Annotated in this window: 7 protein-coding genes and 1 other RNA gene; 5 read left to right on the plus strand and 3 right to left on the minus strand. The window is 62.5% G+C overall.

All coding sequences use genetic code 11. The features are described from left to right. The first annotated feature begins 56 nt into the window (after positions 1–56). The 4 genes from LL962_RS09060 (at position 57) to LL962_RS09075 (ending at position 7148) form a co-directional block, all read left to right on the plus strand. Positions 57–1259, plus strand: a complete 1203-nt coding sequence (locus tag LL962_RS09060; protein WP_228316666.1) for a glycoside hydrolase family 53 protein — start codon at positions 57–59, stop codon at positions 1257–1259. Next, the gene (gene galA, locus LL962_RS09065; RefSeq protein WP_228316669.1) at positions 1256–3823 is read left to right on the plus strand and encodes a beta-galactosidase GalA; all 2568 of its coding nucleotides are present in this window, start codon (positions 1256–1258) and stop codon (positions 3821–3823) included. Before LL962_RS09060 ends, galA begins: the two co-directional genes overlap by 4 nt. A 1458-nt stretch (positions 3824–5281) precedes the next feature. Continuing rightward, positions 5282–6100: a hypothetical protein gene (locus tag LL962_RS09070; protein WP_228316670.1), complete on the plus strand. Its 819-nt coding sequence runs from the start codon at positions 5282–5284 to the stop codon at positions 6098–6100. 550 nt (positions 6101–6650) lie between these two features. After that, a complete protein-coding gene (locus tag LL962_RS09075) occupies positions 6651–7148 on the plus strand; it encodes a hypothetical protein (protein WP_228316671.1) in 498 nt (165 codons plus the stop codon). 18 nt (positions 7149–7166) lie between these two features. Here the strand turns inward: LL962_RS09075 and LL962_RS09080 are convergent. The 3 genes from LL962_RS09080 to LL962_RS09095 all read right to left on the minus strand — a co-directional run bounded on the left by LL962_RS09080 (position 7167) and on the right by LL962_RS09095 (position 10282). Further along, a non-coding RNA gene (locus LL962_RS09080) (sX9 sRNA) lies at positions 7167–7243 on the minus strand. 604 nt (positions 7244–7847) lie between these two features. After that, positions 7848–9776, minus strand: a complete 1929-nt coding sequence (locus tag LL962_RS09090; protein ID WP_228316672.1) for an alpha-L-fucosidase — start codon at positions 9774–9776, stop codon at positions 7848–7850. 212 nt (positions 9777–9988) lie between these two features. Next, a complete protein-coding gene (locus LL962_RS09095; RefSeq protein WP_104584217.1) occupies positions 9989–10282 on the minus strand; it encodes a hypothetical protein in 294 nt (97 codons plus the stop codon). A 299-nt stretch (positions 10283–10581) separates the two neighbouring features. On the opposite strand from LL962_RS09095, the gene LL962_RS09100 reads away from it, so the two are divergent. Continuing rightward, positions 10582–12843, plus strand: coding sequence for a methyl-accepting chemotaxis protein (locus tag LL962_RS09100; RefSeq protein ID WP_228316673.1), 2262 nt, complete (start codon positions 10582–10584; stop codon positions 12841–12843). The last annotated feature ends 376 nt before the right edge of the window (positions 12844–13219 follow it).

The following is a 13219-nucleotide window of genomic DNA, read 5'->3' on the forward strand; positions in this document are numbered from 1 at the left end:
GCGGCCGCACGCTCCGCGCGGCCGGCCGCTCCACTTTAGCTTCGTCGAGGAATCGCATGCGCTCTATCCGCCGCTTCTGGACGCCAACGCTGCTGGCATTGGCCCTGTCCGTCTCCGCACACGCCGCCCCGGCCCCTGCCACGCTATATCTGGGCGCGGACCTGTCCTACGTCAACGAGATGGAGGAATGCGGTGTGCAATACCGCGAGAACGGCGCGGTCACCGATCCATTCGAACTGTTCCATGCGCACGGCGCCAATCTGGTGCGGGTGCGACTGTGGAACGATGCACGCTGGACCAAGTACAGCGACCTGTCCGACGTCAAGAAGACCATCGCCCGCGCACGCGCGCAAGGCATGCAGGTGCTGCTGGACCTGCACTACTCCGACGACTGGGCCGACGGCGACAAACAGCTGATCCCCAAGTCCTGGGTCGGCATCACCGATACCGACGAACTGGCCCGCATCCTCTACGGCTTCACCTACGACACCCTCAGCGCGCTCGATCGCGCGGGCTTGATGCCGGAACTGGTGCAGGTCGGCAACGAAAGCAATTCCGACCTGATGGCCAGCCAGCCCTGGGACAAGAAACGCCCGATCGACTGGCAGCGCAATGCCAAACTGTTCAACGCCGGCATCAAGGCGGTGCGCGACATCGGCGCGCGCGCAACCATCAAACCGCGGGTGATGCTGCATATCGCCCAGCCGGAAAATGTGGAGCCATGGTTCGCTGCCGCCGCCAAGGCCGGCGTCACCGACTTCGACCTGATCGGCATCAGCTACTACCGCAAGTGGTCCACCCAATCGATGGCAGAACTGGGCAAGACCATCAAGCGCCTGCGCGGGCGTTACGATGCCGACGTGGTGGTGGTGGAAACCGCCTATCCCTGGACCCTGGAATCCGGGGACACCTCGCCCAACCTGCTCGGCGAAGACTCGCTGATCGCCGGCTATCCCGCCACCCCGCAGGGGCAGGCACGCTACATGATCGACCTCACCCAGTTGGTGATCGACACCGGTGGCGCCGGCGTCGTGTACTGGGAGCCGGCATGGACCAGCAGCAGCTGCAAGACGCGCTGGGGCACCGGCTCGTCGTGGGAGAACGCCAGCTTCTTCGATTTCCGGCATGGCAACGAGGTGCTGCCGGCGATCGACTTCATGCGCCACCCGTACACCGGGGCGCCTGCATCGTACCGGCCGGCACCCGCTGCGCCGCGATCGGACAGGCCGGCCAACCCCAACAAGGAGACCCAGCCATGACCGGCATCAACCGCCGCGAACTCTTGCGCGGCATGCTTGCCAGCGGCGTGAGCGCCGCCCTGCCGGTGGGCGCCGTCGGCGCCCTGACGCCGGCCATTGCCGGCGCCGCTGCGGCGAGCGCCGGCAGCACCGCCGCGGCCGGCGCGCTGGGTGATGTCGCACTGGCACCGCGCGAACGCCTGCTGTTCGATTTCGGCTGGCGCTTCCATCTGGGCCACGCCAGCGACGCATCGCGCGACTTCGACTTCGGCACCTTCCAGCGCAGCTTCGCCAAGGCTGGCCAGCACACCGCCACTGCCGCGCAACTGGAGTTCGACGACAGCGCCTGGCAGCAGGTGGATCTGCCGCACGATTGGGCGGTCACCCTGCCGTTCCGGCCGGAGCCGATCTCGGCGACGATGACCGAGGACGACCCGGCGGCCTCGCACGGCTACAAGGCGCTGGGAACCAGTTTTCCGGAAAACAGCGTGGGCTGGTACCGGCGCACGCTGCAGATTCCGGCCAGTGATCTGGGCAAGCGCATCTGCCTGGTATTCGATGGCGTGTTCCGCGATTGCATCGTGTTCTGCAATGGGCATGTGGTCGGCCGCAATGCCAGCGGGTATTGCGGCTTCGAGGTCGATCTCAGCGAAGTACTCGACTATGGCAAGCCCAACCTCATCGCCGTGCGCGTGGATGCCACCCTGGGCGAAGGCTGGTTCTACGAAGGCGCCGGCATCTACCGCCACCTGTGGTTGCAGAAGACCGACCCGCTGCATGTGCCACAGCACGGCGTAGTCGTGCGCAGCATCATCGAGTCCGGCAACGCGACCGCGCAGGTCTCCACCGAAGTGCGCAACGACGGCACCGCGCCGCGCCAGTGCGTGGTGCAGACGCGCATCACCGCGCCCGATGGCCGCGTGGTCGCGCAGTCGGCAAGCACACCGATCACGCTGGCACCAGGACAGCTGCAGCAGATCGAACAGACCCTGCCACTGGGGCAGGCCAAGCTGTGGTCGATCGATACCCCGCAGCTCTACAGCGCCACGACCAGCATCCACAGCGACGGCCACGCCACCGATGCGGTGGTCAGCCCGTTCGGCGTGCGCAGCATCGCCTTCGACGCGCAGCGCGGATTCCTGTTGAACGGGGCGCCGCTCAAGCTGCACGGCACCAACAACCACCAGGATCATGCCGGCGTCGGCACCGCCATCCCGGACGCGCTGCACGAATGGCGCCTGCGTCAGCTCAAGTCGATGGGCTGCAACGCGTATCGCAGCTCGCACAATCCGGCCACGCCGGAGCTGCTGGCCCTGTGCGACCGGTTGGGCATGTTCGTCATCGAAGAGACCCGGCGCATGTCCACCGACCCGGAGGCCATGGGCGAACTGGAAACCATGGTGCGGCGTGGCCGCAATCATCCCAGCGTGATCCTGTGGTCGCTCGGCAACGAGGAGCCGCAGCAGGTCACCGAGCGCGGCGCACGCATCGTCTCGCGCATGCAGCAGCGCGTTCGTCAGCTCGACCCCACCCGCCCCACCACCTTCGCCATGGACAAGGGCTTCGGCGATGGCGTCGGCCAGGTGGTGGATGTGGTCGGCTTCAACTACCGCACCAGCCAGATGGATGGCTTCCACGCGCGCTACCCGGACATTCCGATCTACGGCAGCGAGACCGCCAGCACGGTGTCGGTGCGCGGCAACTACGTCCGCGACGACGCCCGCGGCTATACGCGCGCCTACGACCTGGATCATCCCTGGTGGGCGAGCACCGCCGAAGCCTGGTGGAGCTACGTCGCGCAGCGCCCGTACATCGCCGGCGGTTTCATCTGGACCGGGTTCGACTACCGTGGCGAACCCACGCCCTACAACCGCTGGCCGAACGTGGCGTCGCAATTCGGCGTCCTCGATAGCTGCGGCTTTCCCAAGGACAACTATTGGTACTACCGCGCGCAGTGGACCAGCGAACCGGTGCTGCACCTGTTCCCGCATTGGAACTGGGAGGGTCTGCTGCAGCCGGACGACAATGGCCATGTCGCGGTCTGGTGCCATAGCAACCTCGAGGCCGTGGAACTGCTGGTCAACGGCGTCAGCCAGGGCCTGCAGCAGGTGCCGGCATACGGCCATGTGGAATGGCGCGTGGCCTATGCGCCCGGTGCGATCGAAGCGCGCGGCTATCGCGGCGGCAAGCTGGTGCTGAGCGAGCGCCGCGAAACCGCAGGCAAGCCGGCCGCCATCCGCCTGAGTTGCGATCGCAATGCCTTGCGTGCCGATGCCGAAGACGTGGCCGTGGTCAAGGTGGAAATCGTCGATGCACAAGGGCGCCTGGTGCCGACCGCCGACAACCTGGTGCACTTCGAACTGCGTGGTCCCGGCAAGCTGATCGGCGTGGGCAACGGCGATCCCACCAGTCACGAGGACGACAAGGCGCCGCAGCGCAAGGCGTTCAACGGGCTGTGTGCGGCGCTTTTGCAGACCACGCGCAACAGCGGTCAGATCCTGCTGACGACCACCGCACCAGGCCTGACCTCGGCGACTCTGCGCCTGCAGGCGCCCAAATCAGCCTTGCGGCCTTCGGTTGGCTGAACATCGGACATCTCGTGTCGTTGATCCACGCACCGGCCCGTACGTCCCAGTGGCGCGGGCACGGTGCTGGCACCAGCTGGCACCCCAGCCCAAGACGCTAGACCGCTCGTGCAACGCACGACTTTAAAACCGACCGCCAATCAAGGCGGACGAAGACTCACAGCAACGCATCCACCGGACATCCCGCAAATCGCGCCTGACCCCGTCGTGGAGAGCGCATGACCTGGGTTCTTGCGGCGTCCCTGCAGACGCCGCAGATCGCCACTCGATGCCGGCATCACTTCGTATCCAACAGACTGTTGGAACGCAATCATGTTAACGCGCGCGCGCCCTGCTAGATCGTCTCAGCGGCAAGGCGGCACCGAACCTTGCGTGCACCTCCTCTTTGCTCCGACAGCTAAGCGAGCAGATATGCGCTTATCGCCTCGCGCCGCTTCTGTCGCAAAATCGGCTCAGCGGGCCTGTACGACGGTGCACACTGCATCGTCCAACCTCGCATCCCTGTCGACCAATGCACCACATCGCCGGGCGACACGCGGTGCGTGACAACACGACTGACGTTGCGCGCAAGTCCCCGCGCGCACCGACTGCGCAACTCGCTGGCGCAATTCCCCAACTGAAAGCGATCCGGCTTCGCCAAAAGCGAGTCATTAGTTAGTTTTTTTTTGCGAATGCCGCAAACGTTTGACGCGCGATTCCGCGACTGCAGGACCAGCCCGACACTATTCCCCGACCGCATAACATGCTCATCGCTTTGGCATGAAGCGCCATAAAGTCCACACCAAACGTCGAGTAACGCATCGCTTCAGTCAACATAGTTTCGCAATACCCTCTTATTATCAACTGCAAAGACCAGGTCACATTTCGATAGCAACGAACGCCCTTTCTCAAAGACACACCTACTGCCCGATATACCAAAAATTATTTAAGTGCAGCAACCAAATTTATCGCACCTCGCGACTCTTCGTGTCAGCAATTGACATCGACAACACCGCTTGAACATGTACGTTTTCCCCACTTGATAAGCAACCGCGCTTCGAGCATTCAGCCGCCACCGAAGCAACCTGGCTTACGCACGAATCGATTGAGCAGCGAAGTGATAATTATCCAATATTGAAATTCAACCGGGCACCCTGATTGCGACAGAAATCAGACTTCCGCGCCTACACTCTTGACTTCACATGCACAAAACGTTCTGCGCCGCCACTTCAATAATCACCAAGTCTCCGTTTGACTGTCCTCAAGGGAAAATCGATGACCATTGGCATTAGCGCCACCCCAACCAAAAAACCCGCCACGGCCCTCGTTATCGGAGGGCTCGTGGCGATCGGCGGAGTATGTTCGCTGATATATCTTGCAACTCTAAACGGAAACACTGAGCCAGCTAAAGCACAGCAATCAACCCATGCGTCCTCATCAGGAAGGGCTGCCCGAACCATGCCTTTGGGGCATGCACAGATGAACGAGATTGTCTTCAGCGATTCCACGGATGCTGAAAGGGACACGCCGTTCGACGCCGGTGAGGTTCAGCAACGCTTACAGGATTTTTTCGACCGATGGGATTCAGGCCACGCCATGTCCCAGACGCAACGCGACATCTTCATGTCCCGCTTGCTCAGCACGATCGACTCCAGTCCGGAGGCGCGAAAGGCGGTAGCTGAATACTACTCCAAAATACCGGCAAAAGACGCCGCCAATCGCGAGATAGTTCAGAGCATGATTGTTCGCAGCGAAAGCGGCAGACAGATGATGGTGGACGAGGCGAATCGCATCTGGGCCAACAAGGACTCTAGTCTCTACACCGCAATGTATGAAACGTATGCAAACTTTCCAGGCACTGCGTCCAGGGAAGCTCTATCGCAGGCAATGTCCACACTCAATAGCCACGACAGCGACGTGCCGACGTCGGTCGCTGCCTTAAATTTCATTGGCTCGATCGAAGAAGACACCTCCAAGGACGCCATGTCACTGAGGAACAACGCAATTTCTCAGCTGAATTCAATTGCTACCGGAAACGGGTATGACGTGGTGAAAGCGCTGGCAGCCCAGAAGATCTACCGGCTCTCTTCTCCCGAAGTGGCGGCAGATGCTGCGGTGAACTACCTCAGAGGTGGTGCAACCGAACCACTGGTAAGACAGACACTCAATTCGATCGCAAGCGGCGATGTTGAGCTCACTCCTTCGCTAAGGTCGACCCTGCTGACTGCAGCAGCGCGCCCCTCAGCGTCCCCTGAAGAGCGAGAATTCCTAAAATCCCTCATCCAGGATCACAGCTGAGAGTATGCGTTCAATCAAAGCCAGAGCACATTCGGACCAGCCAGCCAAACTTACGATCGACAGAGCAACAAATCAGCTCCGACGCTAGCAATTATCAGCATGCATTAAGTCCTCCATAGTTTTACCCGACCCGCTCAAATGATTGCAAAGCACTGCGTTTAGGGAAACTCTGAACAACTCTTCACAAGCTGCCGATCAACGGATGAGACAGGCTGCATCGCTTGCAAGCACCTGACTTCAGTAACGGCGATTGTCGCGACCAGGCCAAATTGAGGGCTCTCTCGTTCCATAAGTTGTTCAAAGGTTCCTTAGCACAGAAGCAACCCGCACAAAATAATAAAACCCCCACCACTATTGCACCTGCAAATTTTTGACGTCTGGGAACACTTGACCCACATTGGGTTCAGCAACACCGAATCGAAACCACCCAAAAACGTTAAACAACTCAGCGGAAATCACCATGATTAATAAACTGAAAAGGTATCTCTATCCGGCACTCCTAGCATTGACCATAGCGGGGACCGCCCATGCGGGGACGAACGATTATTACATGTTCACCAAGTTCGGAGGATGGATAGGTAAAAATCAAAAATCTTTCTACGAAGATGCCGGCTCCCCTGGGGTGTGTTATGGGGACGCGGCGCATTGTCCAAGCGCGGCGAATTCCACCACGCGCGGGGCATGCCGTAGCGAGGGCTTCGACATTAGCGGAACCTGGGATGTACCGATCAGAATTCCCGGACTATCCCTCACAGGAAACTACAATCGTAGTTGGTCTGAATGCAATGAAAGAGCCGAAGAGATCTCCTGCCCCCCGAAAGTGCACTCGAAGTATTCTCCAGCGATCCTTGTCGGCGAACGCTGGGGACTCACGCATATCACAGGCGCCAATTCCTCATGGTTCCAGAATGGCAGATGCGAGGCCGGCTATAAGAAGGTATGGATGGGCGGCCCCAATTTCCGGTGCGAATACAATGGCGCGCCTTACGACAAGACTGGCTATCTGCCTGAATTTCGTTATCGCGGCTGCCAATACACCCCGATCTGAGCGGGCATACTCAAGAGCGGCGAACAAAACGTAGCAAGCGGTCGTCGGGTGGGGGTGGGCAACGGGCTCAGAGCCGGAATGTACGAGTGGTACATGCTCATTCCCAGCACCGACCGCGCCCGCCTGACGGCCGCGCGCAAGTTTTGTTAGCGTCTCTAAGCAGCAAGCAACTCGTTTACACAACGTCACGACCGCATCTGTGCCTGCGCTGTCGAGCAGGCACAGATGTCGGGAAAGGCCATGACCAATAGGCAGGCACTGCTTACAACCAAGCCAGGCTGGGTCAGTACTCGATCAGTGCTGTCTTCCGCACAACGCAGTTGATGCGGTGGGACGACAGTTCATCCCACGCCATTCCGAGCATGACCGGATCGAGATACGAGACCTACATCGCTCTCAGCAAACGTGGCCTGTGCCCCGCGCGCGGCCGGCAAATCGCCGAGCGGCTCGGTCACGACCTGTATCCACTCGTGCTGTGACCGTCGCGTACCCAGCCAGGTCGCTTGCGCCATGCGCCGCACCACGGCACGTCATTCCGAACGGCGGTGCGAGCACGGCTTCAAGATTCAGCTTCAACACGCGACGCAAATGCGCGCTTCTCTCTCAATCGCTTCGCCTGATGCATCCAAATCTCACGAAACTGGCAAGCCCCATCACTGCGCTCCCCCGCGGCGCAGGGCTGCGAGAGAGCGGATGCTCTCACCGCAAGCGCGAGAATGCACCGATACCGGCGATCGCCAGCCGCTCGGCAGGTACTGCCGTTTCGGCGAACGATAGCCGCAGATAGCGGATCTGACGGACCTCAGGGAAATTCAGGCGTTGGGTCGAGAGCGCGTAGGCGATATTGGACAGCTCGCCGGCGCCGGCCGGCTGCCACTGCTGGCCATCTTCGCTGGTTTCGGCGCGATAGCCCTTCGGCGGCGCCGCGCCGTTCATCACCGTGCGCGAGGGCGTGAGGCTGAAACCGGCCACCTGACGCAGCGCGCCCAGGTCGATGGTCGCCTGCGCGGGATGGCCCGGCGTGGGAGCGGGCATGATCCAGATCGTGCTGGCATCGTCGTCGAGCAACTTTTCCGCCCCTGGCGCGCTCGCCTCGACGATGCGCCAGCCAGCGCTGGACAGCACATCCGGCGCATTCGCGGTCGGCCGCGCGACCGGCACTGGCGCAACGGCACGGAACAACGCGAATTCGCTGATCGCCGGGCACACCGGCGCCTCCAGCACGACCAGGCGCACCCGGCGCGCGGCGATCGGGCGCTCCAGACGCACGATCCGCTGCGCACCGATGCATTGCGCTTCGGCCAATCGCCGCCATTGCCCATCGACCTCGGCCTCGACCGCAAAGCGGGTCACGCGCACGCCCAGCGGCAGGTATTCGCGCAGCCGGATCAGATCGAAGCTGTGCACCGCCGACAGCTCCACCGTCAGCGTCGGCGTGGTGTCGCCGTCCGGCGTGGACCAGTAGCTGTCCGGCTGCCGATCGAGCACGCGCGACGGCTCGAACCCTGGTCCGCGCGATGCGCTGGCGCTGGCCTTGGCGCCCTTGGCCAGATCGATGGCGAAGCTGGCGCGGATCGCGTCGCCGAAACTCTGCAGCACTGCCACATCGTGGTCGGCGATGCGGCCGCGTCGGTCGGGTGGAAGATTGAGGTTCATATTGGTGCCGCGCGCGACGGAGGTGTCGAAATAGCGCACCAGGTTCTCCGGGCTGCGTACCTTGCCGTCTTCATCGGCGTGGTAGAACCAGCCCGGGCGGATCGAGGTATTGGTTTCGGCCGGCCACCACAGCGCCCCACCGCGCACGCCCGAATTGCCGTTTTCCTGCGTGTAAGGGGCGTTGGGCATGGTCGGCCAGGATGGATCGCCGGCGATACCGTCCTCGTTGCCGCCCCATCGGATATCGGCGCCCAGCGGATCGAAGGTGCAGGCCATCGGCTGGTGCCGATGCACCAGCTCGATCATCCGTGGCCAGTTGTAGTACGCGGGCGCATCGATCTTGCGCGCTTCGCGCGCTCCACCGTAATAGCCGTCGCCCCCATTGGCGCCATCGAACCAGAACTCGAACAGCTCGCCATAGCCCGTGCAGAGCTCGACGATCTGCTTGCGGAAATAGTCGAGATAGCCAGGGCGCCCATACTCGGCGTGGTTGCGATCCCAGGGAGAGAGATAAATGCCGAACGCCAGGCCGGCGCGTCGACACGCTGCGGCCATCTCACCGACGATGTCGCCTTTGCCGTTCTTGTATGGCGAATTCCGGATGCAATGCTCGGTCAGGCGCGTCGGCCACAGGCAGAAGCCATCGTGATGCTTGGCCGTGAAAATGAGCCCTTTCAGATTGCCGGCCTTGGCAGCGGCGACGATCTGATCGGGTGAGAAATCGCTGGGATCGAACTTGCGCGGATCCTCGTCGCCGTAGCCCCATTCCTTGTCGGTGAAGGTGTTCATCGCAAAATGCACGAAGGCGTATTGCTCCCACCGATGCCACCGCAGCTGGCGCTTGCTGGGCACCGCACCCCATGGTGCCGGTCCGTTGGCGCGGGGACCCGGCACGATCCCGGCAGCCGATGCCCCAACGCTGGCGGCAGCAGCCGCCACACCCGTGGCAAGAAAGGTACGACGATCGATCATTGGCGCCTCCGACTGTGCACGACGTTCGATCTTAGCTTCTCCAAAGGCCAAAGAGTCCTAATCCCCGAGCAACAACGGCGCCAATGAACATCCAGGATCTGGCCGCTGGTGCAGCGCCTGCATCGTCGCGGCATGCAGGCAGGCCTTACGTAAGCACCCCGGCCTGCCTGTTACTCCAGGTTCCGCAACGGCAGCAAGGCATGATCGCGCGCTTACCGCGGACCCACATCGCGCGGAAAATACCGGCGGAACTTTTCTTCCCAGGCCTGAAATTGCTCCAGTGTGTAGCCATCCATTGGCCGCTCCGATTGCGTCGCCGCCTTGTTCTGTGCCACGTAGGCAATCCGTTGGGACGACAGTTCGTCCCAGGCCTTTCGGAGCGCAACAGGATCCGGGTGCGAGACCAGCATGGCTTCCAGCAAGGTGGCCTGCGCGACGCGCGCGGCCAATAGATCGCTGAGGGCATCGGTGACGGCCTGCATCCAGTCGTGGTGCTGTTGATCCATGCGCGCGTTTCGGGCTTTGGAGAAGCCAGGACTCTAGCGCCATCGCCGGCACGAGCGCGTGCAGTACAGCTGAGCTCGCCGCGCCATCAGTCTTCACCTCAATCGCCTGCGTCTCCGCCTGCCCGTCGGGTATTTCCCGACCTTTCGACAACGATAGCTGCGCTGCTAAATCCGTTGGAGTTCGGCCGATCAAGTTTTCAATCGGCGCGTCGCTATCCACGGTGCCGACCCGATCATCATGCGTTCTTCACACGACTGGTCTGACCGGCGCCTTCCAACCTCGGACCTGAGACTGCCGCATGACTGCCTTACTGCAACGTTATTCCGTCGGCCGCCGTCTCGGCGCCGCATTCGCCCTGCTGATCCTGCTGTCGGGCCTGCTGGTCGCGATCGGCTTGAACTCGATGGCCACCGCCAAGCGACAGCTGGACTTCATCGTGCTCGACCGCATGGCCAAGATCCAGATCGGCAACGGCATGCTGGACGCCAACTCGTCGATCATGATCGCGCTGGGCACGTACGCGATGTCCACCAACGCCGAACTCGACCAGGAGGCACTGGCCGCGATCACGCAACAGCGCGCACGCTACAAGGAGCTGCGCGCCAAACTCGACACGCTGTCCAGCTCCGAAGAGGGCCGGAAAATCCGTGCTGCGATGGACGCGCAGCGCACCGTCTCCGGCAAGATCAACGACCAGGTCATCGCGCTCGCTGCCGCCGAAGACAACACGCCTGCACAAGCACTGCTCAGCGAAAAGGCGCGCCCGGCCCTGATCGCCTGGCAGGACCTGATCCGCCAGCTAGTGACCCGCCAGGAAACGCAGAGCCAGCAGGCCTACGCCGAAACGCTGACCTCGATGCATCGCGCCAAAGTGTTGCTGTTGATCGGCGGCGCTGCCGTGGTGACGATCAGCGCCCTGCTCGCCTGGCTCATCACCCGCAGCCTGACCCACCCGCTGGGGCGCGCCACCAAGGCCGCCGAGGCGATCGCCAACGGGAAGCTGGATAACGACGTGCAAAGCCAGGCCCAGGACGAAACCGGGCGCCTGCTGCGCGCGATGAGCGGCATGCAAACGCAGCTGCAATCGTTGCTGCGCGCACAGACCGACATGGCCAGGCAGCACGACCAAGGCCAGACCAGTTTCCGTATCGACGCCGCCGCCTTTCCCGGCGACTACGGCAGGATGGCGCAGGACACCAACGCACTGGTCGCCTCGCATCTGGCGGTGCAGACCAATCTCGCGCGCATCATGGGCCGTTATGCCGTGGGCGATCTCAGCGAAACCATGGAACGCCTACCGGGCGAGAAGGCCGTTCTCACGCAGACCATGGACGAGGTCAAGGCTAACCTGTCGGCGATGAATGCCGAGATCAAGCAACTGGCGCAGGCAGCCGCAAATGGCGACTTCAGCGCGCGCGGCGATGCCGAACGCTTCCAGTACGATTTCCGCGTCATGGTCGACAGCCTCAATCAGTTGATGGCCACCGCCGACGGCAACCTGCAATCGCTGTCGGCGCTGTTGCAATCCATCGCCGCCGGCGACCTGACCGCACGCATGACCGGCGACTTCAGTGGCGTATTCGCGCAGATGCGCGACGACGCCAATGCCACTGCCACGCAGCTGGCCGAGATCGTCGGGCGCATCCAGCACTCGGCGGTGTCGATCAATTCGGCCGCCAGCGAGATCGCCGCCGGCAACCAGGATCTGTCGCAGCGCACCGAACAGCAGGCCGCCAACCTGGAGGAAACCGCTGCCTCGATGGAGGAACTCACTTCCACCGTGCGTCAGAATGCCGAACACGCGCGTCAGGCCAACCAGTTGGCGATCGGTGCGGCCAGCGTCGCTTCGCAGGGCGGCGATATCGTCGGCAAGGTGGTGGGCACCATGGCCGGCATCGAGACCTCTTCGCGCAAGATCGCCGACATCATCAGCGTCATCGACGGCATCTCGTTCCAGACCAATATCCTTGCGCTCAATGCGGCAGTGGAAGCCGCACGCGCCGGCGAGCAGGGCCGCGGGTTTGCGGTGGTGGCCAGCGAAGTGCGCACCTTGGCCCAGCGCTCTACCGCAGCGGCCAAAGAGATCAAGGGCCTGATCGACGACTCGGTGCAACGCGTGGCCGAAGGCTCCACCCTGGTGCATACCGCCGGCACCACCATGGCCGAGATCGTCGCCAGCGTGCAGCGCGTGACCGACATCATGGGCGAAATCTCCGCCGCCTCGCAGGAGCAGTCCACCGGCATCGAGCAGGTCAATCAGACCGTTACCCAGATGGACGAAACCACCCAGCAGAACGCCGCGCTGGTGGAAGAAGCCACGGCCGCGGCCCGTTCGATGGAAGAACAGGCCGTGCAACTCAGGGATGCGGTATCGATCTTCAAGATCGAAGCCGAACGCCCGTCCATCGTGCACACGGCCACACCCACCGTGCTGAAGCCCAAAAGCAAGCCGGCCGCCGCGCCCAAACGCGACGCCGTCAGCGCATCGGTCAAGCGTCAGGCCAGGCCAGCCGCTGTCGCAAGCGCATCGAGCAGCAGCGCCGATTGGCAGGAGTTCTGAACTCCGGGCAGTCTGTCGAACAGGCCGGTTGCGCAAGCAGCCGGCCTGTTGCGTACAGGCTCCGGCTCGTCCAGACCGGCGCCAAGGTCAACTGCCTACCGGCCGGCATCTGGTTTGCCGCAACGAGCAGGACATGGCGAGCAATGGTGAGACAGACCTGCATGGTAGGTTTGCGCAAAGTGGGAGCCACCCGTGCCGTCTACGTCCACGCCGCCACGTCTTCGATCATCGTCGAAAGCACCGGCGCAGTACCGTTGGACAGCTTTCCATCCGGATCCCGGAAGTTGCATAGCGAGGCAACTCCACTACCGGATCACGATTCCGCTCGTCGGCGAAGCGGTACATGCGAGCGCAACGTCCGTTGCATCATCTGCTC

Origin of the sequence: Xanthomonas sp. NCPPB 1067 (genome assembly GCF_020783795.1) — a bacterium.
GTDB classification, from domain to species: domain Bacteria; phylum Pseudomonadota; class Gammaproteobacteria; order Xanthomonadales; family Xanthomonadaceae; genus Xanthomonas; species Xanthomonas melonis.